This window comes from Flavobacterium ginsenosidimutans (genome assembly GCF_037478105.1).
GTDB classification, from domain to species: Bacteria; Bacteroidota; Bacteroidia; order Flavobacteriales; family Flavobacteriaceae; genus Flavobacterium; species Flavobacterium ginsenosidimutans.
In genome coordinates, this window is sequence record NZ_CP147988.1 from 4,209,118 (window position 1) to 4,233,172 (window position 24,055).

Consider the following 24,055-nt stretch of genomic DNA (forward strand, 5'->3'; position numbering starts at 1 on the left):
CATATGAACTTTCTATATACAATAGGATTTATTTTAGTTTTTGTACAAACTCAAGCGCAAAACAATGCTTCTAAAGATATTGATGCACAATATCTATATCATAAAGCCGAAGATTCTTATAATAATAATTTATACACAGAATCTATTGACTTCTGTGAACAAACAGTTCAAAAATTAGGGTCAAAAAACAAAAAAATAGTTTTTTTGGAACTACAAGCATTCAATATGCTTTTAAGTAAAAAATGCAATAGCGCATATCTAAATTCGGAAAAAAATCAAATTAGAATTAAAAGTTATATAAATTTTTATCTAGAAAATTCTAATACTGACGATGAAAAGATTTTTAAAATAATGAAGTTTAAGGAAGATTGGGATTTATATCTAGATAAAGGTTGTCCACCAAGAAAGCCAATTAGTATTGATGATTTGGGTCTTGGCATTAAGGTACAAGCAGTACGCTATAAATCAATGCATCTTCTTCAAATTTATAGCATTGAAGATGGAATCATTAAAGAGAAAACAGGTATTTCATCAGGCTTCATTATTTTTTCCTTCTCTTTAGCAACAAATGATTATACCCAAAAAGATATATGTTCTTCGATTGACTTTGTTTATGACCTTAACGAATCTACATGGATAAATTATATTAATGCACGCTTACAATGTCTCGTAAAAAAAGAACCTAATGTCACTGAATTGAATTGTAGTATTTACGGTTTTTATAAGGGACAAGGTAAAGAAGGACAACTTTATCAATTTAAAATAATTCTGCCAGAAAATTAAATAAAATTTTAAAAATGGAAAAAATTATCAATCAACTAATTTTATTTCCCGTCAACTATATTGCATTAGCATAGGATAAGAATAAAGAAGCAAAAGTATCATATTAAAAAGAAGAAGAATTACACTTCAAAGAAATATTATAATTGCTTAAATGAACTTAATAATACTTTTGTTTATCCTTATTTCAGGACTAGTCACCTTTATAGATTTGAACCGAAAAATTTAATATTGCTTGATATTTATTTTATTTAAATCATCCACAAAATGGTTCGAAAATTGTCCCGTTAGGCTAGGAACCTATACCTTCATTTTAAACTATCAGCGAACATCTCTTCTTTCTATGGTAGTGCGAACAGGACTCTAACCAATATCCTGCTAGTGTTATAAAATCATCAGAAATAAAATGACCATATAATAATTCTTCCGTCCATATCAGCTCCCCTTCAAGCCAGCCTGCACTCTCACCGGCCAAAACCAAAAATAAAAGCAATCAAAAACTAACTAACTAACTAACTAACTAACTAACTAACTAACTAACTAACTAACTAACTAACTAACTAACTAACTAACTAACTAACTAACTAACTAACTAACTAACTAACTAACTAACTAACTAACTAACTAACTAACTAACTAACTAACTAACTAACTAACTAACTAACTTTTAAATAGTCTATCCATCTAAACAAATCCCCTAACCCAATCAATTTTACCGCCACCGGTCAAAATCATAATTAGAGAACATCTTTAAAAAGAAAGAAAGAAAGAAAGAAAGAAAGAAAGAAAGAAAGAAATCTTTAAAGCAAAGGGCTCAAATCTCCACCGAAAATCAATGGTTCGAATCCCGTCAAGGTCAACTGAGGTTAAAAATTGATTTATTTATCTATTCCCGTTCTCTAATTCCTATTAGCGAGTTCAATCTATTTTGCATAAATTTAGAGTACTATCTTAACTTCTTTCCTTTTTTATTTTTTCACGATGCTGCATTCCCCATTTCGTCATAGCACTAACCACTTCTTCTAAAGTATTGCTGTATGGTAAAAGTTGATATTCTATAGTTACAGGGTATCCAGCATCGACTTTTTTAATGATAAAACCATTCATGTCAAGTTCTTTGAGCTCATTCGAAAGAACTCTTGCAGAAATTCCTGTAACCTGTCTCTGAATTTCCGTAAATCGATTATTACCTCTAGCTATAGCAATAATTATCATAAGTTTCCACTTTCCTCCTATTGCATAAAGCGCATCACTTACTGCAAGCAATACTTTATGGCATTCATCTGTAAACTCCTTATTTACTTCTTTATTTTCATTTTGATTTTTCATTCGCAAACATTTTGATTAGCCACTAACCTTTAGGTAACAACTAATAAATTGTTAGCAAATATAGAATAATTTTGACATAGATAAAAAGCAGTATTAACCTGAAACCGCGGCAGAATAATATTGCAATAACTATTAAATATAGAAAATTATGACACTAGAATTTTTAGAAAAAAAAGAAAAACTCAGAAAGCTAATTGATGATTACGCTGTTTTGGGAGATGATAAAAAAATTACTGAGCAAATGGAATTATTTACACCTAACATAACCTATAAAGCCTTTATGGGTGGGATAGTTGTCTCTGAAGTTTCAGGAAAAACTAACATGGAGAAAGAATTTATTGGTCATGCATCGCTGGTAAAAACCTACTTCACCCTTAATGGACAGCATGAAGTACAAATTGACAATGATACAGCTTCTGGCGTATCATTTGCCCAAATAAAAATGATAAGAGAAATTGACGGAAAAAATGTATTAACAGACTACAGCGTTAGATATGATGATAAATACATATTCCAAAATGACAAATGGCTTATAAACTATCGTGAGGGCCATTTTATCATTATTGAGGAAAGGCTATTAAGTACGTAAAATTTAATTGAGGCTTGCAATTTATACAAGCCTCAATTTTTCTTAAAAACTGGAGATTAGTTTAAGTCTTTCATAAACGTACTTAATAGATTTGAATTTATTAATTTTGCTCTTATGGAAAAGAAAACAGTACGCAGTATTTCAGAGTTTAACAGTGAACTTAAGCTAAAAGGATTCAAGGCTTTTCAGATTGAGGATGACAGCAATGCCACGCGCATCTATAGCAGGAAGGACTTTTTTAAAATCTGCCTTACCACTGGACATAGTAAAATACACTATGCCGATAAAAGTTTTGATCAGGACGGAACTATTCTATTTTTCGGCAACCCTAACATTCCCTATTCATGGGAAACGATTTCTACAAAGTACATCGGTTATACCATACTTTTTTCTGAGGATTTTTTAAAAAACTCCGAACGATCTGAAAGCCTCCACCAGTCTCCTTTCTTTAAAATTGGCGGCACTCCCATACTTCAAATTTCTGAAGAACAAAGACTTTTTCTAAATGGCCTTTTTCAGAAAATGATTGACGAACAGCAAAGCGACTATATATACAAAGATGAATTAATACGAAACTACATTAATTTAATAATTCATGAATCGCTGAAACTGCAGCCTTCAGAAAATTATAACGTTGGTAAAAATGGAACTGCCCGAATTGCTTCGATATTTTTGGAACTTCTCGAAAGACAATTTCCTATTGAAAACGCTGATAACCCGCTAAAGCTGACAACTGCACAGCATTATGCCGAAAATCTGCATATCCATGTCAATTATCTAAATCGTGCTGTTAAAGAAATTACTGGAAAATCTACCACAACCCATATTACAGAAAGAATTACAGCAGAGGCAAAAGCCCTTTTACAGCATACCGATTGGAATATTGCCGAAATAGGATATGCATTAGGTTTTGCCTACCCTACGTATTTTAATAATTTTTTCAAAAAACATACTGGAACCAATCCTAAATCCTTAAGAGGTGCAGAAGTTTGAAATTCTTAATCTTTAGTTTGATATTCTTTAACGGCGCCACTGGGTGCCGTTTTACTTTTGCACTGTAATTTAAAATATAATTTGATATGCGAATAACAGTATTCATAGCTATGTCTTTCCTATTTATTGGACAGGCCTACGCACAGAAAAAAGAATCACCTCAAAATAAAAAAAACATGAAGACAGAATTGGAACATTATACATTTCAATTGAGCGATAAGGTAACGCGCCAAAAAGTAAGCTTTAAAAACCGATATGGAATAACGCTTTGCGGAGATCTATATCTTCCAAAAAATCCACAGACAAAATTATTGCCGGCGCTAGCTATAAGCGGTCCTTTTGGTGCGGTTAAAGAACAATCATCGGGTTTATACGCCAATCAAATGGCAGAACGCGGCTATGCGGCCTTGGCATTTGATCCCTCTTATACTGGAGAAAGCGGCGGCGAGCCCCGCAATATTGCTTCATCAGACATCAATACGGAAGATTTTAGCGCTTCAGCAGATTTTCTGGGATTGCAGAAAAATGTAGACCGAAACAAAATTGGCATTATAGGCATATGCGGATTTGGAGGCTTTGCTTTAAACGCTGTTTCGATTGACAAACGTATAAAAGCGGTAGCCACAACAAGCATGTACGATATTCCAAGAGCTGCATCAAAGGGATATTATGACAAAGTAACTTTGGAGCAGCGCACCAAAACATTAGAAGAAATGAGCCTGCAGCGCTGGAAAGACGCTGAAGCCGGCAGACCTGAATACGGAAACTGCCCCAATCAAAATACCATAAAAGGAGATGAACCTCAATTTATAAGAGATTATTACGATTATTACAAAACAGAAAGGGGGTTTCATAAACGTTCAATAAACTCAAATGGCGCCTGGACAAAAACAAATGGCTTCTCTCTGATGAATATGCCAATACTGGCCTACATTAAGGAAATCTCCCCAAGACCTATACTGATTATTGCCGGTGAAAATGCACACTCACGATATTTTAGCGAGGATATCTACAAAGCGGCGGCCGAACCTAAGGAACTTCTGATTATACCTGATGCGGTCCATGTTGACCTGTATGACAGAAAAGAAAAAATACCATTCGATAAGCTGGATGCTTTTTTTAAAAATAATCTAAAATAGCCAGCCTCATGCTTTTAAACTTAAACTGCAATGAACATAAAAAAAGATACAGAGGATGTTTTTGAACAGCTTATGAATGGCCAAACCATATCTCCGGCAAATAGCCAGGCCTACAGACTGCTTGAAGAATCCTTTTCCACAAAAAAGCTCCTTATCCGCTTGAATAGTTCAGCTGACCCTTCAGAAATCAGATCCCTATTAAGCGAGATCACCAATAGCGAAATCGATCAGACCACTACTGTATTTACGCCCATACATATCAATTATGGAAAAAATACCAGAATAGGAAAAAACGTCTTTATAAACTTTGACTGCACATTTTTGGATTTAGGCGGCATTACTATAGAAGATAATGTATTGATTGCGCCAAGAGTAAATATTATTTCGGAAGGTCATCCCATTTCCAGTCAAAACAGAAAATCACTTGTGCCTGGAGCTGTACATATCAAAAAAAATGCTTGGATTGGAACTGCGGCAACTATCTTGTCGGGGGTAACTGTTGGAGAAAATTCAATAGTCGCAGCTGGAGCGGTAGTTGCAAAAGATGTGCCTGATAATACAATAGTCGGCGGTATTCCAGCAAAAATTATTAAAGCTATTGCAGAATAAAAAAAAATAAAAAATAATTCTTACATTTATAATAACTTCAATTTTAACTGCATGCAGTTCTAAATCAGAAAATAAAATGAGCACAACAGAAATTTTTCCACAAGGAGAGCCTCTTCCAAACGAATGGTTTACAGGCAGTGCCTTTTTAAAACCATTAGTGGCACGTGACAAAAACAATGAATTTTCAGCTGGAAGCGTAACATTTGAACCAGGAGCAAGAACCAACTGGCATACTCATCCTAAGGGACAGGTTTTACTAGTTACAGAAGGAAGTGGAATCTATCAAGAAGAAGGAAAACCGGCACAGTTAATAAAAAAAGGCGATGTTGTAAATATCCCTGAAAACGTAAAGCATTGGCATGGCGCATCCGCGGATACAAAAATGGTTCATATTGCGATTACCAATTTTAAGGGAGATACTCAAGTAACTTGGCTTGAACCTGTCTCAGATGAGCAATATTCAGCAGTTAACTAGACAAAAATAAATCAATTTTTAACCCCAATCGAACGACAATTAATGAGTTAAATTAAATATCTTTATTTGTACAGAAAACTAACAAATTAAGTATCCAACAAAATTAACTTCTAATTAGATTAAAACAATTTAAAAAATCTAATATCTTCAACAAATTTTGATTTGAATAATCTCCAAATGATTGTTTAATTTTACTAAAAACTAATCTGTTTTTATTTAGTCAATACTAAATTTGATTTTCAAGAATTTTATAAAGTTTTTACATCCCATTAAATTTAAATATCCTTCTGTATTAACATTTTTTAACGTTTAACCCTTACAATACATACAAACCGCTCTCTAGTAAAAATTTAAAATAATTATCTTACAAAATCATCTAAAAATAAGCTAATTTCTTTAAATCATTCATAAAATGGTTTGTAAATTGTTCAGTAAGGGTCACTACAAAAAAATGAAAGCCTGCAAAGTGTATATTTTGCAGGCTTTTTTTATCTGGCGAAAAATTTTACGATTCTTTTTCAGACTATTGGCCAAATTCGCTGTATTTGCTATTGGCGGTAGACTTTTATCTATTCTTTGTTCCAACCAAATATAGACATCAAAAGAAAAAATATACCAAATGCAAAAAACCATCCAAAATTCCAAGATTTATTTTCGGATTTACTCAAATTATTATCGGATAAACTTAGATAATCAGATTTTACAGATCTCACACTTTCTACGCTAATATTTTCATTAAAAAAATACTTGTCGCCAAATGTCAAAGAATCAACTTTAAGTAACTTTTGTTTGTAGTCTGATTTATTTATTCCCACAAAAATTGAATCTCCTACTTTAATTTCTTCAATTAATTTTTCGACATGAGTTGCTTTCATAGCATCATTTCCACTTATTCTAAAAATTAAATCAGGATACATTTCTAATTTTATCTCAATAGATTTATGTTTGCCTCTAGTTAATTTTATTCGCTCCGATGTTTTATCTTTTAAGACAAAAATATCATTACTTTTTATATATTCAACTTGTAATGCGTTGTAAGCCCAATAAAAAAATAAAAGTGAAATAATAAAAAAAGCAATTGCTAGTTTTTTATTTATTCTTTTTTCGATTAACTCCTCTTTTTGTGTATCTCTATTTTTGATTAGTGCAATTTTGTTTTTTATTTCAAAATAATTTTCAAAATAGTCGCTTGATATTTTTGTTTTTTCTCCATTCTTAAAATATACTATTATTTCTTCCCAATTTTCAAATTTTCCTTTATACTGTTTTTCTGTCCATCCATCAATTTCATCAAGATTGTATACTTTTTTTTTGTTTTTTATGAAGGATGATTCAATTAATTCATTTTTTGTAAAGCAATAATTTTTAACTGAAAATAGATTGAGTAAAATTAAAACTATGATTATCAGTGATAATATTAACAAAATCAAACAAAGGTTTTTTGCATTGTTTTTAGGTGTATAATTAACAAAAGTTAGAATTGCAATTAATAAAAATAATAGTAGACCAAAAAAATGGTCTTTCCAATAGTATTTTTTCTTTTTAGTGATAAGATAATTTTCAGTCAATTTTTAGTTTCTTTTAGGATTGCCAACAACTTGTATATAGCCTGACTATGTCTGACAAATATCATTCTTTTGTTATCAAAAATAGGATTTTTATTGCATAAGAAATCAAATTGGCAATTACAGATCATCTAAAATCTTCAAAACTTGCATTAAATGGTTCGAATTCTGTACCGTCAAGTTCACTATAAAACATTGAAGCCTGAGAATGTAGATTCTCAGGCTTTTTTTTGGTTCGAATCCCATAGAAGAGTATTTTGAATCAATTAATGATTTTAAATTTTCCTTTTATTGTTTCACCTTCAAAAGTCGCTGTATAGTAAATAATTTTATTATCAATTCTATCAATTTTCACGTTCATTTTATCGCCTATTTTATAGTTTAATTCGGTAGCTGTTAATTCGATTACTATTGCATTGTATTCACACTCATTTATCCATTCTAGGTTTGATTTAATATAATTTTTATCACCATTTGGATACTCCGTAAATACATTGTCTTTAATAATTATGTAAGTTGAATCATCATCTGTTTCGGAATATCTTAATTTGCAATTTTTTAAAAATGAACAATTTACTTTTTCAATAGATTGTCTTTTTGCTACATAGAAAAAATTCATATCATATTCCTTTGATGATTTTAAAATTGGATAAAGCTTTTCATTTCTAATCAGCCATTTTTTATTTGCAGGGAAATTATCATCGTTTTTTAGGATTAATATATCTTTTTTAATAGTCCAAGTTCCAAAAGTTGTATGCTTTTCGCCCATTGTATAGCTCATTTCAAAAGTTCCATCGGATTTAAAATTAACAGTTGATTGAAGCCAACTTGTTTGAAGCTCATAAATTCCTGAAATGTCTGAGACACTATGTTTTTTTTGTATTGAGACCATTTTATTCTCCGTTAGATCAACAGTATAAGCCGATAAAATCAATACTGAAGTAATATATATAAATAAGCGGGTAATAATCTTTAATTTTATCATTTGTTACATTATGTTATTGATTTTTCCTATTGTTGAGAGATATTGCCACAAACGTTCTAAGGCTACATGAGGTTTGCTAGTTATTAAATGGAGGATTTTCTGTTAACCAAAAATAGAAATATAAATCTCACTAAAATTCGCAAATCACTTGAAAGAACTTTTATCTAATGGCTTTTAGTAAGATTTATATTTTCAGCCACCATTTCATTGTTTTTATTTTTTCAGTTTGTATGTCATTCAATTTTTGAGAATCAAATTCAGTCAATGTATTTTTGAGTGATTCGAGACCGTAATTTTCCTTTAGCCAAAAAGGGAATTCTTCAACGCTTTTGTTCCAATTTTCGATTGTAGATTTTAAAACAATACTTAAGTCAATTTCTGTTTTTGGTTTTAGCTTATTCAATATTATTCCAGCATATTTTTGGTCTGTATATTGAGTATTTGGTCTATTTACGTTTTCGAATATTTTAATTATGGCGCTTACAATTATTTCGTCCACAACGTTATCCAGCCTATCAATAAGTTGTCTTATTCTTAAATCTCCTATTTTATCCATTAAGTCAATAGACAAATAAAATTCTTTTTGAAAATCATCTGTTGTTTTTGGTATGTTCATCTTGTTTAAGCTTGTTGGTAACTTATATGTATGTCCGACATTATGTATTGGCTGCACTAGATAAATATAAGTATTTTCTTCTTTTCAAAAATAAGCTTTTTAATTTATTGCTTAGGAGGGATTTACACTCGAATCTCACAAAATCAGACCTCATTTAAAATTTTTAAATCGTCTAACAGATGGTTCGAATTCTGTACCATCAAGGTCACTATAAATTTTTGAAAGCCTGAGAATATAGATTCTCGGGCTTTTTTTATGGTTCGAAAATTTTTAATTTTTCGTCTAGTTCTTAGTTTGACTATTTCTTAAAGTATAAGTTACCAGATTTTTTATATTCTGATGGGTATTATTATATTTTTTCTTCTCCAATACAAAATTCATTTTTTTTAATATTGATACCGAATTAATATTGTCAGAAGACGGAAAAGCAGTTATTATTTTTGCCTTTATTTTTTCAAACGTATATTCTATAATTTTTTTGATTGCTTCGGTCATTATTCCTTTGCCTTGAAATTCACTTAATATTTCATATCCTATTTCTACAATTTCATTTTCAACATCAAAATTCCATAAACAAATTGAACCAATTAGATTGTTATTTTCTTTTTCGGTTATAACCCAATAAACGCATTCATTTTTCGCTATTAAATTTTGTATTTTAATTATGTATTCTTCTGCTTTTTTTAAGCTTGATGAATTCTCTCTTCCTACAAAAGCATTTACAATTGTATCAGAATGTAATTTATGAATTAAAATAACATCAGTGTTTTCAATATTTCTTAATATTAATCTTTCAGTTATTAGTATAGGAAAATCTTTAAAATTCAATTCCATTCTGTATTTTTTGGATTAATTTTTCATGCGAAATTTTGACTTTTTGTTGCCACTAACTATTGATTACTACTGAAAACATGAGTCATTTCAACCAATATTTAGCAGATATATCTCATAAATATCAGGATTTATTATTATCAAATATATAATAATAAAATTTATGTAACATCAAAAGGGGTTTGAATTTATTGAATACTTTTCATATAAATTAGAACTTAATTTTGATGCTTTTGCTACATTAATGAATTAGTGGAGACACGAGACTAATCAATAGTTCAATTAACTTCAAATCATAAGAAAGTGGACAACCTGGAAAGAAAACACCTGCTATGAAAATTCAGCAGAGAGTCAATATCAGGTTATGATTGAAGCAGGTAATCTTGATGCTATCATCTACGTTTTGCTTCATGAAGCTACAAGCACAGCCATTAGAAAGCTTACCTCCATATCAGCATCCCCATCAGCGGCAAAAATCAAAAAGTAAAAACAGTCTAAAAAGAAAACAGTCTAAAAAGAAAACAGCCATAAACCAGCTGGCATATAACAGGTTATAAAATAAAAAAACAGCCCTAAGGCTGTTTTTTTATTTTATGAGATACTACTATAAATCATTCATAATCTGCAAATGTTAGATGCAATAATTAACCGGCCAGCAACTGATGCATTATCTAGATCCAGCATCCCGAAAAACAATTCGAGGTGAATGTTTAGTTAAAAAGTGTCTTTTTTTTCATTGGAAATTCTGGATTGCAGCATTACAATTTTAGTTTTAGAGATAAAACGATCTGACGAAGGGTTCCCGGAGTGATCATACCGCGGCCGCCGTACCAATAGTGCTCATTGAGCAGGTTATTGGCAGATAGCGAAAATACATAGCCTGTTTTCTCAAAACTTAGAACCGAGCTGATTAAGGTATAAGGATTGGTGTAAAAAGAGCCATTGGCGTTATTAATAATCAAATCCTTGCCATAATGGCTGCCGCCTATGCCTAAGGAAAAGCCATATAAAGCTTTTGACTGCGGAGCGTAATTAACGTACCAGGTTCCAGATAGTTTAGGACCGGCATCAACAGGCCTCAATCCTTGAGTAAGTGCGTCAGAAACAATGAGTTTACTATCATTATAAGCAAAACCTGTATGCAGAAAAAGTCCTTTGATCGAATTTGATTCTAAATCGGCTTCAAAACCTTTGCTGCGCTGCTCGCCGTCCTGCAGATAGGAAGCCGTATCATTTGGGTCCTGTCTTACCACATTGGCCACATCAATATTATAATAGCTCAAAACAGCATCCAACAGGTTCTTTTTCAAAGAAACTTTAATGCCTGATTCCCACTGGTTTCCATAAACGGGCTGGAAATTGGTCATCTGCCCGTTTACAGACTGCGGTGCCTGCGGCTGAAAACCATTCATATAATTGGCAAACAATGCAATTCTTTCAGGTATTATCTGGTAATTGATTCCCAATTTCGGAGAAAAAGCCGTTTGTGTATAATCACCCGCAGCTGTTTCGGTTAATAGATCCTCTGTCCCCTTGTTATTGATGTAATTTATTCGGGCACTAAGCATTACGCTCAAGTTCTCCAATGGGTTAATAACATCTGAAGCATATATCGAGTAATGATCCTGAACCGCCTTATAATTCTCTCCATAGGGTTTTAAGGCCAATTGACCCGAAATATATTCATTATTGAAATTAGCATTCTCAGGATCTGCAGCAGTAGCCGAAACTTTTGTAAAATTCATAGATTTGCTGGCAATCCCATAGAGATAATGGTAATATTCAACACCTGCAATCAGCCGGTTCTTCATACTGCCGATTTTGAAATTCCCCACAAAATCCTGCTGGATCTGCCCGCTGGCAATGTTTTCCGGATACATTCTGTACACTCTTCGTGTCACATTCTGGCTGTCATCATCTAATCTTAGCCTAATGTAATCCCCCGGAGTTTTATTATTGATTGAAATTAAATTGGTTTCCGATCTCCAATTTTCTGAAAGCCTGTAAATGATTTTTCCGTAAATATTTACCGCCTTGTTATTCATCGTAACCGAGTTGTCATTAAAAGAACGGTAGTAATCTAAATTGAGTTTATCAGCTGATTTAGCAGTCCCCAAAGCCACTTGATACAGCGGATTGTTCGTAGCAGTTTTGTTTAAGATTTCGGCATCAAGCTGGATTTTTAAGTCATCGCTAATCTTGTAAGAAATGCTGGGAGCTAAAAAAAATGTTTTTGAAAAACCCTTGTCCTGAAAAGTATCATTATAGTTATAAGCTCCTGTCAATCGTGCAAGAATCTTTCCGTCTTTATCTAGAGGCCTGTTGGCATCAAGGGTTAAACGCTGCAGATTGTAAGACCCGCCCGCTGCGCTGATGTCGGCGAAAGCGGCATTCTGAGGTTTTACGGTAACACGGTTAATGAGTCCCCCGAAAGTAACCATAGTAGCACCTCCTCCTCCAAAAATTACGGCACTCGGTCCTTTAATCACTTCCAGCTGGGCGATGTTAACCGGATCCATATCGGAGGCCACATAACCGTTTACGCCATTTCTGAAGCTGGAGCGGGTACGAAATCCCCTGATGGAATAATAAGGCGAAATTCCCGCCCAGCTCGGGGCAACACCAGCAGCATTTAGCAGCATTGCGCCTTGGGTGAAAAAATTTCTGTTTTTAATAAGCTGCGGTGAAACCGAAGCGGTCACCTGAGGATTTTCCAGGTTCTTGAGCGGCAGTTTGGAAGCCAGTCCACTGGATACATCTTTGGACTTTCTGACCCCTTCAATAATAACCTCGTCCATTAGGGTGTATCTGCTGGCTATACTGTCTTTTTTTTGTGCAGAGATTTGCAGTGAAGCCGCCAAAGCCACAGCAAAAAATATCGCTTTTCTCATTAATATATAATTGTTTTCATGTGCTGTAAATAGTTCGAATACAGCGTTGATAAATAAAAAAATCTGTGATGAAATTTAGAGCCTCAAAACTGCGGCAAAAAAGAATTGCAGATGCACTGCAAGGCCTAGCGGCCTAATGCAGTAAAAAATGATAAATACAAATATTTGCACACATATAGACTTAACACAGCAGACATGCAAAAGCAGGCAGCGTGATTTAAGCATACACTAAAACATTAAAAATAATTATTAATATTGTTTAGAACAGCAAGAACAACTAAAATCTAATTACAGAATTGAAACAGGAGTTTAAATCTATATAAAATAGACAGGAGGGCGGAATGCAGCATCAGAAACTGCAATCGGCTTCTTTTCAGCTGAAGCAAAATAGATTTCTTTCACTTCAAATAAAGGCATAAAACTGAAGCTGGCATCAGCTGCGTTTTGAATGTAGACAAGCTCTATTTTATCTTTGAGTCTGCCCTGCATTTCTTTTTCGTTATCGGAGTATTTTTTTATGCTTTTTTGAAGTTCACAGCGGCCGTTGCAGGTATTAAAAACCTGTTTTCGCTGAACGCAGATTGTTTGGGCAATTTCTCTTTGATTAATCTTAAATGAAGCATATACAAACAGACTGCCAAAAGAGGGCACTAAGATCAGAAAGGAAAGTATTATGATGAGAAATCTTTTCAAACGCTTGTCTGTTTTTTTAACTCCAGCAAAAATACAGCATTTTTGTTTTTTCTAAAATAAAATAACAATTTTATCCAAATAAAATTTTACAGCTTTGTTTTTTCAAAAAATCCGAGAAGGTTTTGCAGATGATCCTTCATTTTTAATCTTACTTTTAAATATTTCGAAAAAATATAAAAACAGCGTAAAAAAATTTTAGGCATCCTCGAGATTATTATTAAAAAACAGCCAGTAAAATGCTGTAATGCGACTTATTACATCTTGGGCAACTGATCAAAAAAAGTGAAAGAATTAATAAATGACTTACACTGTTTTTCAAAACCATCAGATGAGTTAAAAAGATTATTAGAGATGAAGATTTTAAATCATTAGATATTTAAACTACTCTAAAGCAACCATATAAAAATATAATTTTATCAGACAGAAAGAGAAAGCCAACTAGGTATTAACCAAATACAATTTTAGAAAACTATTTTGCTTTTACAATTTACCTTAAAACCACTTTACAATCCTGCTCTATCTATTAATTTTATTAAAAACAACTTTTAATTTCTTTTTATTTTAAAAATAATAAAATAGATTTGCGGCATATTGAGTTATCAAAACTCTACGTCTTCCGTGACGATGTTTTAGCGAATCTTTTTTGCAGGCAAAAACGGCATCATAATCTTAAAAGATAATGTTATGCTATTTTATGCCTTTTTTTTTATAAAACAGAAAGTACCTCCTTAATTTTTGGACGCTTCAAAATTCTAATCTTTCAAAGATTGGATCTAAATTATTTCTCAAAAATTAAAGAATCAAAATGAAAGCACTAATTATTGGTGCAGGTATCGGGGGACTATGCCTTGCACAGCTATTGAAAAAAAACGGCATAAATGTTCAGATATTTGAACGGGATAGCAGCCCTTCGGAGCGTATGCAGGGATATCGTCTACATTTGGATGCAGATGGTATTTCAGCTCTGCAAGAATCACTGCCAAATGAATTATTCCAGCTCTTTGAAGCAACATCTACAAATCCCCTTCCTTATACGACGATTTTAGATACAGGACTAAAATTAAATAAAAGATTTCCTATTGACAGCTACAGTAAAACTGAACATCACGTTGAATCTGGTGTCGCAAAACATTTAAATGTCAACAGATCAACTATGAGGGAGATACTGCTTATGGACTTAGATGACGTGTGCAATTATGGAGCAAAATTGGAGTCTTATAAAACAGACCTAAACGGAGTAACTGCATACTTTGAAGACGGAAGAGCCATAGAGGGAGACCTACTTATCGGTGCAGATGGAACCGGTTCTGCCGTACGCAAACAGCGGGCGCCAGAAGCAAATTTCATGGACTCTGGAGCAAGGGCAATATATGGAAGAATAAAAACTGATCAGGCACGAAAAGTTTTACCCGACTTGTGTATGGCAGATGTATTCACAGCTGTATCCGATGTGCGTAAATTGATTTTAGGAGTGGGGCCTGTTATTTTTCCGGTAAGGCCGGAAGCTGCGGCACAAAGCCTAGGAATTAATAAATCTTTAAGTCCCCAAGATGATTATCTTGGATGCATCGTATCGGGACGAAAAGAATTCTTTGGCTCAACAGACCAGGAAATCCGAAAAAAGACAAGCGATGAACTGCAGCAATTGGCAGTGGATTTACTTAGTGACTGGCCAAGCAATGCTGCTGCTGTTCCCGCAGCCGGAGAAAAAGATTCATTTTTTTATATTGAAATGACTTCCAGTATTCCTTTCACTTTACAAAGCCATCCAAATGTTACACTTTTGGGAGACGCTATCCATACAATGACCCCAAGTTTAGGAAGGGGAGCAAATGTTGCCTTACGAGATGCTGCCATACTTGGCAAAGAACTTATTAAAGTTTTCAGAGGAGAAAAAAAACTTGCCGCTTCTTTAAAGGAATATGAGGCTGAAATTACAGCATATGGATTTGATGTTGTGCGTAAATCTGCTGAAAAAGGCACCAAGCTGTTAGGACAAGATCCGCTTCCTTGTTAGAATTCATTTTCTATTAACATGATAAAAGCCTTCAAAGTTAGAATTTGGAGGCTTTATCTTTAAGAGACCAGCCAACGGAGCCTGATTCTATTAAAAATGTTGTCTATTTCAATATTGTTTTACAAAAAAAAAATAGTTGAAAAATATCATAAAAAAATCCGTGAGCAATGAGCTTTTGATCCAATATCTGAAAAGGATCATGCTCTAAAATACCATTTTCCAAATAGAAAGGAAGAAATTTGCCAGCGTCATCTCTTGAATAGCCAAAGGCCATCTGCGTAAGATCATTAGTTCCAAAAGAGAAAAACTCTGCGAAATGGGCAATTTTATCAGCAACCAAAGCAGCACGAGGAACCTCGATCATAGTCCCCACTTTATAATTGATGCGTTCCCCGCATTCTGCAAAAACCTGCTCTGCTGTTTGATTCACAATCTTTTTCTGCATTTCCATTTCGGCAGGAGTTCCCGTTAAAGGGATCATGATCTCTGGAGAAGTTTTAATAGCTGCTTTTTTTTCAGATTCAGAGCCGCTTCTATTATTGCCCTTGTCTGCATTTCTGAAATTTCGGGACATGCATTTCCCAAACGGCATCCTCCGTGCCCCAGCATTGGATTAGACTCATGCATCATTTTTATTTTATCCTGCAATGCGGAAAGTGAAACATCCATCTCTTCTGCCATTTCTCTCTGGCTTGCATGCCCGTGGGGTACAAATTCATGAAGAGGCGAAATATCAGTGCCTTGACCGCAGCCTCTATAACAGGGGGAGACAGAAGCATAACAACTCTTGAACTGGAAGATTCAAAAATCAATAAAGGATATAAACTGCGTTTCGAAAGTGCTGTGGAAGATCAGAAATATTATCCCGCTGATCTTGGAATAGTACTGAATGATGAACAGCTGTCTGCAAAAACTGAAGGTAAAAACTATATAAAATATATTCGTTTAAGCAAAATTTAATTTAAACCACATATTGACAATTTCAATCTCGAGATATGCAAACCTGGCATTGGCAGTATTTTCCTCTTTGTTTATTGCGCTGGCAGAAAATAAAGCCAACAAAACAAATAAAAGAAATTAATGTTTCTGCATAGCTTTATTCTTTATTTATTGCGTTATAAAAAGAATAAAAATATAGTTATCAAACAATTACATGTAAAAAAGTGATTGATAAAAACTTAACCAAAGTCAATTTTTTCTCTTTTTATTTTCATTAATTTTGATAGTATCAAGTAATGTATTACGCAAAAATATTACGAATGAAAAAAATCACTGTCATTATAGCCTTAGCTATTATTCTATTTGTTTCTAATTCTACAAATGCTCAGGAAAATTCACAACAGCTTATAGAGGACTTTCAAAAATTGTCTGGAAACTGGAACGGGAGCCTGACCTACTTGGATTATTCTTCCGGCAAACCTTATACAATGTCTGCCGACATTGAAGTTAAAAGGATCAATGATTCTAATGAATTTGAATTCATTAATACTTACCCTAAAGAAAAAAGTGCCAACTCAACTCAAATTATTACCATTTCAAAAGATGGAAAATATATTGGAAAAGAACAGATAGTCTCAAGAACAGAACTTACAGATGGTCAAATAGAGATTGTAACTCAAAGACAGGGAAAAGACGGTAATGATAATAAAGAAGCCCTAATAAGACAAACTTATACGATCAGCAAAACTGTATTTTCTATACGCAAAGAAGTTCTCTTTTCTGGGGAAAATAAATGGATTATGAGACACGAATATGTCTATTCAAAAAACTAAAAAACATTTTCATGTTCGAGAGTATACCTTTTTACCAAAAAAATTGGTTCTGTAACTTTTGGATAAATATAAATCTCTAATTAAGAATTTTGAAGCGGCCTTTAAATTGGCTCAAAAAAGTAAGGCAGAGATTTTAAATCTGATTGATTTGGCGTTAACTAGAGTAGTTAAAAACGATGTTAATTTTCTCGCCCGCCAAAACCATCCGCAATTCCCTCTTACCGAACTATGTGTCTTGAAATGGCTTCAATGAGATCAAACTCTTCAAAAGGTTTGGTAATGTAATCGTTCATTCCTGCATTTCTGCATCTAAAGACTTCGCTTTTGAAAGCGCTGGCGGTCAGGGCAATCACAGGTGTCTGCAGCTTCAATTCTTCTCTTATTTTTATGGTTGCCTCTATGCCGTCCATTACGGGCATCTGAACGTCCATTAATATAACATCAAAAGTTTTGTTTTTTAAAACTTCCAAGGCTTCGAGGCCATCAGCTGCCTCAGTAACAGCACAATCAAAGTGTTTCAGTGAATTGATGACAACCATCCTGTTAATGATATTGTCTTCAACAAGTAAAACGCTTATGCCGGAAATGTCGGCATTGATTTCATTCACAGCCTTTCTGATATTATCGATATTACCCTTTTCTAAATCAATTACAAAACTGATCTCAGTGCCTGTGCCCTTTTCGCTTTTAACCTTAATTTCGCCTTTCATGAGCTGAATCAGCTCTTTTGTAATGGCCATTCCTAGTCCGGTTCCGCCAAATTTCCGATTAGCCGCTTTGTCCTCTTGGGAAAATTTGTTGAATATTTTATCTGCAAAACTCTGTTCCATTCCTATTCCCGTATCGATTACTGAAATTTCCACTCTCTGAAAATTTTCAGCATCCTTCAGCACTTCGCATTTTAGGGTTATTCTGCCTTTGCTGGTAAATTTTAAGGAGTTTCCAATCAGGTTAAACAGTATCTGCTCGAGCCTTAAAATATCGCCTTTAAGTATTTTGTGGACATCTTTGGAAATCTGTCTGTTTAACTTCAGTCCTTTTTTCTTTGCCAATGGTCCAAGCACGTTGACCACATTGGCGATAACCTTCTCAAAAACAAAGTCTTCTGCTTCCAGCGACATCTCCCCCGCTTCAATTTTTGAGATATCCAGAATATTGTTGATGATAGACAGCAGATGTCTGGATGCCACAGCGCTGTTTTCCACATATTTTTTCTGCAGATCGGTCAGCGGCTGTCTTTGCAGTTCTCTTAAAAAGCCGATTATGCCATTTAATGGCGTTCTTATTTCATGGCTCATATTGGCTAAAAAAGCCTCTTTCGCCTTTGAGGCGCGTTCCGCTTTGATTTTTTCCTTCTCAAGTTCAATCTCCATCTGCTTCTGATCGGTAATATCCAAATGAATGCAGATTGATCCTACCAGATTTCCCTTGTCATCGTAATTAGGCGCTCCCCCTATTGCCCACCACCTGAGCTCTCCTCTTTTATTTTTTACAGGTATCTGATAAACATCCGATACGCCTTTTTTCCTTAATTTATTTTTAGCTTTCAATTTTTCTATATTCTCGCCGAATGCAAAAGTATCGGAAGCGCTTAAGCCGATTAGTTCCCTGGCTTCAAACCCAGATATATTGGCAAAACTTTGATTGGCATATCTGATTATATCCTCATTATCAACTTCTATCAGTCCCAGATTCATATTGGCTATAATATTTCGATACTTCTCCTCCTGCAGTTTTAATTTGGCTTCTGTTTTTTTCCTTTCAGAAATATCCTGCATGAAAGAGCAGAAGAAAATCTCCCCGTTCTGTTCTAAGGGAATTATGGAAACTTCTACAGGAAACTCGTATCCGGCCTTATTTAATGCGGGAAGCTCAATATGTCTATTCAGGACGGAGCCATCACCTGTCTTGAGATAGTGCTGCAGCCCTCTCGCATGTTCTTGTCTGTGGCGTTTAGGAATTATAGCATCGTTTAATGTTTTTCCTAAAACCTCCTCCTTACTCCATCCAAAAATAATTTCTGCCTGATTGTTCCAAAAAGTTATTTTTCCTGTGATATCAATGGTCACAATCGCATCGAGCGACGAATTCATGATAATGCGGTTACGCTCCTCACTCTGTTTGAGCAGGTTTTTGCTCTTTGTACGCTGCGTCACATCGTTGGATTTCCAGAGATGGCCAATGCATTCATTCTCCACAATTATGGGTATGTAATCGCGCTCAAAAAAGCGATTGTCGACTGTTTCAAGTATTTCTCCCGCTACAATTTCTTTACGAAGCAAAATTTCATCAATCCTCCTTCTATAGGCTTCTCCGTCTTTAAATAACAGCTGGGCATCATGTATGTATTCACTGGACTTTTTTCCAATCATATCGTCAGGCAAAGCCCTGATGCCGCGCATATCGCATAAATGCTGATTGACAAACAATATAGTGCCACTGTTGTCTACAACTAAAATTCCTGACTGTAAGTTTTCCAATAATGTCTTTAAAAACTGTGCAGTCTGCACTAATTTTTTCTCCGTTTCTTTCCTTTTGGCTATCTCTTCGCCTACATATTTTGAAATAAACAGAAGATCATTCTTTTCATTTTCTTTAATAGAGACATATCTCTGGTCCAGCTCATTTAGGCTTTTATAGAGATTTAGAATTGACTGCTGTTTTAAATCGTACTCTTTTCTTAAGTTCTCATGCACCTCGTTATACTCCTTCTCACTTTCTTGGAAAGAATGGTCCATCAAATCCTTATCCCTTTCGAAAGATAAATATGAATCATTAACCGCCTTTATAAAGGATTGAAAAGATGGATTGCCCTGCAGCTCAGCAGGCAGATTTTTATTTATCTGCCTCTGCAGAAGTTTATGAAGCTCCATAGCTAATTCATTTCATTAATGCAGGTAACAGTCATAGTCTGATTATGCAGTATGCAGTTTCCAAATGGCTTTAAGGGAGAAATTTCCCCATACGAATAAAACCCAGCGATAGCGGTATTGCCAAAAATCTCTGCGACTGCTTCAACTTCTTCATCAATTCTGGATCCCAAAATTAATTTTCGGCCTACACAGCTGATTAAAAGAGCCAGCTTGGGCTTAAAGCTATTAACTTCCAGACAGGACAAAGCAGCTTCGCTTGCTGCATCGATGAGGCGGTCAAAATTAGCTTTCATGAACCGCACTCTGCTGCCTGTAGGCACATCGCCCGCAAAAGTCATGGTCTGATTCTTTTCATCTATTGACAGGATGGTCCTAACAATAGGTTCATCTGTCCCGTCAATTTTGATTGACAAGGGAAAAAGCAGTGCCGAACCTGGCAATTCTTCAGCGTATTTCCCCAAATAAATTTTGTAGAGATCCAATACGTTTCTCCCATCGATTTCATATAAAACATTCCCTTCTGCTTTTGTAACAAGCCTTTCCAGCCCAAAACTTTCCCACCCGCCTAATGAACCATGTGAAACCAAGAGTTTCTCGCCATAAAATCCGATGGCTATTATCTTGCCCTGCTCTGGCATTTTATTCAATCCAACGAGTGTTTTTTCAAATCTTGCTCCGTCGCCGGCAAGACCGCCTGCAATTAGCACCCGCTCTTCTTTCACCGAGTTCATTCCGTTTGCCAGCTCACTCCCGTTCACCTTTCCTCCGTCGGAAAGTATGAGAACCAATTTTAAGTGATTTTGGCTAAACTTCCTAATTAACGAAGAGCCAGCCTCAAAACTATTCTCAAAATCTGCTATATTAACTTCACAAGTTTTAACTTGAGTCGAAGAGAATTTAATTGCAGTGAGGCTTATAGTATTGTCTAACACTTCATTCTCATAAATTTCACCCGCTGAAGAGCATAAGACTAATTCCGAGGATGGAAATCTATTCCTTAACTGGGCGAAAATTTTCTCATCTGCTAATAAATCTCTTGAGCCAAAGCCTAAAACCAGTTCGCAGTCAGCGAAATCTAAATTATCATTATTGAATTCTTTCTTGAAAGAATTATTTTCAAATAAAATGGCGGCTGTTTTCATTTAAATCTCTTTTTAGTTTGACTGGTTTGAATTAAGTTATGAATCATAGATTTGCCAATTTCTAATTGAGGCCGTTTTTAGTGCATCATTGTTTTCTTTTAAGCAATAAAGTTTAATTTTCGAAGTAAATCCTACAGCGTCTTATTTTTAGGCAAGAAAAGATCCGTTTCATATATGCGGTAAAAGCAGTAGTCTTTTATTTTTTGCTTGTACCAAAATACAAAAAAAAATCCTACATGTTTGCTTTTTGAACGAAAAATAATACATACATCGAGGTTTTCAAAAATCGTATAAACTTAACATAGAGCCTTTGCAGCACCTGCCGATTGCAGCGGGAGCGATTGAAGGGCTGAAACTCCTCCCACCGCAGAGAGCGCGAAGTCCAGACAATAATATAAAAACCTTAATATCTGGGCCAGAATCATGGCACATCAGTATATGGAAAATTGAAAAATCAGCTAAATCAAAGCCAAAGAATTCTAGGTTCGAAACAGTATAAAACTAACTAACTAACTAACTAACTAACTAACTAACTAACTAACTAACTAACTAACTAACTAACTAACTAACTAACTAACTAACTAACTAACTAACTAACTAACTAACTAACTAACCAACTAACTAACTAACTAACTAACTAACTAACTAACTAACTAACTAACTAACTAACTAACTAACCAAATTCCTAACCTAATCAATTTTACCGTCACGGTCAAAATTATAATTAGAAAACATCCTTAGAAAGAAAGAAATCTTTAAAGCAAAGGGCTCAAATCTCCACCAAAAATCAATGGTTCGAATCCTGTCAAGGTCACAAAGCCAAATGGCGCCAATTGAAGACAATTGGCGCCATTTTTTATTACTCTATAAATAACTTAACTAGTTTTTGTTGATCAAAACAAAATTCTTTGGATTGGTAAAACTAACGTATAAAAAACATTCTAAACCAGCTAAATAGCTTTTCTATATGTTGGTCCATTATATTCTATATCCGCCCGAAACTTCTATTCGCTGCGCATTTATCCATTTGGAATCATCAGAACAAAGAAAGGCTACTACACTTCCAATATCATCGGGCAAGCCGACTCTTGCTAAAGCAGTTTCAGAAGCCAGATGCTTATTCAAATCTGAAATATCACGTACAGCACCGCCGCCAAAATCAGTTTCAATAGCCCCAGGAGCAACGGAATTGACCCTTATTTTTCTGCTTCCCAATTCCAAAGCCTGATATCTTGATAATGAATCTACTGCCGCTTTCATGGCGCCATAAACGGAATATCCAGCAAATGAAAACCTTGCCAAACCAGAAGACGTGTTCACGATGCTGCTGCCGTCATTGAGTAATGGCAGCAATTTTTGTGTTAAAAAATAAGGTCCTTTGAAATGGATATTTGCCATTGTATCCAAAATCTCTTCCGTTGTTGTTTCAAAACTTTGGTTAATTCCGATACCAGCATTGTTTACCAGCGCATCTAATTTGGCAGAATAAAATTGAGCATCTAAAACATCTTTTACTTCAGTTACAAATTGATCAAAACCGGCAGTTGAAGAAATGTCCAAAGGCAATGCAAACGCTTTTTGTCCAATACTTTCAATTTCTTTTGCCACCTGGTCCGCAAATTCTTTTTTGGTCTGATAGGTGAGGATGATATCAAATCCATTTTTCGCCAGCTGTAAAGCCGAATCTTTTCCAAGTCCACGGCTTGCGCCTGTTACTAATGCTATTTTATTTTGATTGTTTGACATTTTATTGATTTAAACTTTTATGTGTTTTAATTAATTCTTTATTCAGTATATCTCTTACTTTTTTTTATGATGTTTACCAATTTTAATTTAATATGTTTGCCTTGAATTCATTTGGCGTGCTCCCTACTTCTTTTTTAAAAAGGCGTGAAAAATAAGTCGTATTTTCGAAACCAAGCAGGTGAGAAATTTCAGATATATTCAGTTCACCTTCGGTCAGTAAGTTTTTTGCCTCGCCGATCAAAAAAAGATGAATAAGCTCCAAGGCCGTCTTTCCTGTTTCCTGTTTGAGCAAATCGGTTAGATAACGGGAAGATATATTCAGCTTTTCTGCCATGAGAGATACCGTTGGCAATCCAATATTTTTTGTTTTTCTTTCTTCAAAATTAGCAGCAAGCAAAGCGTTAAACTTCGTGACTGTAGAACCAGTAAGCTCTGTACGGTTTATAAACTGCCTTTTATAAAAGCGCTGTGAATATTTAAGCATGGAATCGAGATGGCTTACAATAATGGCTTTGCTGAGTTCGTCAGTATTGTTGTTGTACTCTTTTTCAATATTGAAATACAGATTCCAGATGATATCCTCCTCTGCAGGTGAAAGATGTAAAGCCTCATTAACCTCGTAATCAAAATAACTGTATTTCCTGATTTCGTTGTAAAGGACTGTTCCCGGTAAAAAGTCTTCATGAATCATAATTAGAAATCCCTTTTCCTCTAATTCCACATTTTTAAAGACTACTTTCTGCTGGGGCTTTGTAAAGGACATGGAGCCGCGGTCATGATCATATTTTGTTTTACCATACTGCATGCTTCCAGATTTCAATTTTTTAAATCCTATAATATAAAAGTCAGATGAAAACTCCAGAATAGTATTACCGCTGCAGGTATCCCGCTCACCATATGCGGCACTAAAGAGCGGATGCTGGGGAGGTTTGATATCGAGCGCTTCATGCAGATCGCTGATTTTTTTGAAATGTATCATTTTTCTTAATTTTAAAAACAGACCAAAAAAA

General features: G+C 34.4%; 22 protein-coding genes. 9 read left to right on the forward strand and 13 right to left on the reverse strand.

What is annotated here, in order from left to right; translation table 11 throughout:
* Positions 1–3 precede the first annotated feature (3 nt).
* The gene (locus tag V6624_RS18370; protein ID WP_338839675.1) at positions 4–783 is read left to right on the forward strand and encodes a hypothetical protein; all 780 of its coding nucleotides are present in this window, start codon (positions 4–6) and stop codon (positions 781–783) included.
* 948 nt (positions 784–1,731) lie between these two features.
* On the opposite strand, the gene V6624_RS18375 is transcribed toward V6624_RS18370, so the two are convergent.
* A complete protein-coding gene (locus V6624_RS18375; protein ID WP_111289939.1) occupies positions 1,732–2,109 on the reverse strand; it encodes a winged helix-turn-helix transcriptional regulator in 378 nt (125 codons plus the stop codon).
* A gap of 148 nt (positions 2,110–2,257) precedes the next feature.
* On the opposite strand from V6624_RS18375, the gene V6624_RS18380 reads away from it, so the two are divergent.
* From V6624_RS18380 to V6624_RS18400, 5 genes are all read left to right on the forward strand, one after another.
* Entirely contained in the window at positions 2,258–2,698 is a 441-nt protein-coding gene (locus V6624_RS18380; protein ID WP_111289937.1) for a nuclear transport factor 2 family protein, read from the forward strand.
* Between the two features lie 114 nt (positions 2,699–2,812).
* Complete coding sequence (locus V6624_RS18385; RefSeq protein ID WP_111289935.1) at positions 2,813–3,691, forward strand: helix-turn-helix domain-containing protein; 879 nt, start codon at positions 2,813–2,815, stop codon at positions 3,689–3,691.
* Between the two features lie 86 nt (positions 3,692–3,777).
* Complete coding sequence (locus V6624_RS18390) at positions 3,778–4,830, forward strand: alpha/beta hydrolase (protein WP_338839677.1); 1,053 nt, start codon at positions 3,778–3,780, stop codon at positions 4,828–4,830.
* A gap of 36 nt (positions 4,831–4,866) precedes the next feature.
* On the forward strand, positions 4,867–5,439 hold the full coding sequence (locus V6624_RS18395; RefSeq protein ID WP_111290167.1) for a sugar O-acetyltransferase: 573 nt from the start codon (positions 4,867–4,869) through the stop codon (positions 5,437–5,439).
* A gap of 76 nt (positions 5,440–5,515) precedes the next feature.
* On the forward strand, positions 5,516–5,914 hold the full coding sequence (locus V6624_RS18400) for a (R)-mandelonitrile lyase (protein WP_111289931.1): 399 nt from the start codon (positions 5,516–5,518) through the stop codon (positions 5,912–5,914).
* A 569-nt stretch (positions 5,915–6,483) separates the two neighbouring features.
* Here the strand turns inward: V6624_RS18400 and V6624_RS18405 are convergent.
* The 6 genes from V6624_RS18405 to V6624_RS18430 form a co-directional block, all read right to left on the reverse strand.
* The gene (locus tag V6624_RS18405; protein WP_111289929.1) at positions 6,484–7,482 is read right to left on the reverse strand and encodes a hypothetical protein; all 999 of its coding nucleotides are present in this window, start codon (positions 7,480–7,482) and stop codon (positions 6,484–6,486) included.
* 259 nt (positions 7,483–7,741) lie between these two features.
* Complete coding sequence (locus V6624_RS18410; RefSeq protein ID WP_338839680.1) at positions 7,742–8,464, reverse strand: hypothetical protein; 723 nt, start codon at positions 8,462–8,464, stop codon at positions 7,742–7,744.
* A gap of 184 nt (positions 8,465–8,648) precedes the next feature.
* Complete coding sequence (locus tag V6624_RS18415; RefSeq protein WP_162615008.1) at positions 8,649–9,080, reverse strand: hypothetical protein; 432 nt, start codon at positions 9,078–9,080, stop codon at positions 8,649–8,651.
* 282 nt (positions 9,081–9,362) lie between these two features.
* Positions 9,363–9,914 carry a GNAT family N-acetyltransferase gene (locus tag V6624_RS18420; protein WP_111289923.1) on the reverse strand — a complete coding sequence of 184 codons (552 nt, stop codon included), beginning with the start codon at positions 9,912–9,914 and terminating at the stop codon, positions 9,363–9,365.
* Positions 9,915–10,669: 755 nt separating this feature from the next.
* A complete protein-coding gene (locus V6624_RS18425) occupies positions 10,670–12,802 on the reverse strand; it encodes a TonB-dependent siderophore receptor (protein WP_338839682.1) in 2,133 nt (710 codons plus the stop codon).
* A gap of 315 nt (positions 12,803–13,117) precedes the next feature.
* Positions 13,118–13,495 carry a hypothetical protein gene (locus tag V6624_RS18430; RefSeq protein WP_338839684.1) on the reverse strand — a complete coding sequence of 126 codons (378 nt, stop codon included), beginning with the start codon at positions 13,493–13,495 and terminating at the stop codon, positions 13,118–13,120.
* Between the two features lie 805 nt (positions 13,496–14,300).
* On the opposite strand from V6624_RS18430, the gene V6624_RS18435 reads away from it, so the two are divergent.
* Positions 14,301–15,512 (forward strand): NAD(P)/FAD-dependent oxidoreductase, encoded by a 1,212-nt coding sequence (locus V6624_RS18435; RefSeq protein ID WP_338839686.1) that lies wholly within the window; start codon positions 14,301–14,303, stop codon positions 15,510–15,512.
* A 103-nt stretch (positions 15,513–15,615) separates the two neighbouring features.
* Here the strand turns inward: V6624_RS18435 and V6624_RS18440 are convergent, their stop codons facing one another.
* Positions 15,616–15,993, reverse strand: coding sequence for a putative PEP-binding protein (locus V6624_RS18440; protein WP_338839688.1), 378 nt, complete (start codon positions 15,991–15,993; stop codon positions 15,616–15,618).
* Complete coding sequence (locus V6624_RS18445) at positions 15,990–16,193, reverse strand: putative PEP-binding protein (protein ID WP_338839690.1); 204 nt, start codon at positions 16,191–16,193, stop codon at positions 15,990–15,992. The genes V6624_RS18440 and V6624_RS18445 overlap by 4 nt, the downstream gene beginning before the upstream one ends.
* Positions 16,194–16,229: 36 nt before the next feature.
* On the opposite strand from V6624_RS18445, the gene V6624_RS18450 reads away from it, so the two are divergent.
* On the forward strand, positions 16,230–16,472 hold the full coding sequence (locus V6624_RS18450) for a DUF2271 domain-containing protein (RefSeq protein WP_338839692.1): 243 nt from the start codon (positions 16,230–16,232) through the stop codon (positions 16,470–16,472).
* 299 nt (positions 16,473–16,771) lie between these two features.
* Positions 16,772–17,284 (forward strand): hypothetical protein, encoded by a 513-nt coding sequence (locus V6624_RS18455; RefSeq protein ID WP_338839693.1) that lies wholly within the window; start codon positions 16,772–16,774, stop codon positions 17,282–17,284.
* A gap of 218 nt (positions 17,285–17,502) precedes the next feature.
* Here the strand turns inward: V6624_RS18455 and V6624_RS18460 are convergent, their stop codons facing one another.
* The 4 genes from V6624_RS18460 to V6624_RS18475 form a co-directional block, all read right to left on the reverse strand.
* Positions 17,503–20,157 (reverse strand): PAS domain S-box protein, encoded by a 2,655-nt coding sequence (locus V6624_RS18460; RefSeq protein ID WP_338839694.1) that lies wholly within the window; start codon positions 20,155–20,157, stop codon positions 17,503–17,505.
* 2 nt (positions 20,158–20,159) lie between these two features.
* On the reverse strand, positions 20,160–21,299 hold the full coding sequence (locus tag V6624_RS18465) for an FIST signal transduction protein (protein ID WP_338839695.1): 1,140 nt from the start codon (positions 21,297–21,299) through the stop codon (positions 20,160–20,162).
* A 978-nt stretch (positions 21,300–22,277) separates the two neighbouring features.
* A complete protein-coding gene (locus tag V6624_RS18470) occupies positions 22,278–23,045 on the reverse strand; it encodes an SDR family NAD(P)-dependent oxidoreductase (RefSeq protein WP_338839696.1) in 768 nt (255 codons plus the stop codon).
* A gap of 82 nt (positions 23,046–23,127) precedes the next feature.
* Complete coding sequence (locus V6624_RS18475) at positions 23,128–24,024, reverse strand: AraC family transcriptional regulator (RefSeq protein WP_338839697.1); 897 nt, start codon at positions 24,022–24,024, stop codon at positions 23,128–23,130.
* Positions 24,025–24,055: the final 31 nt, after the last annotated feature.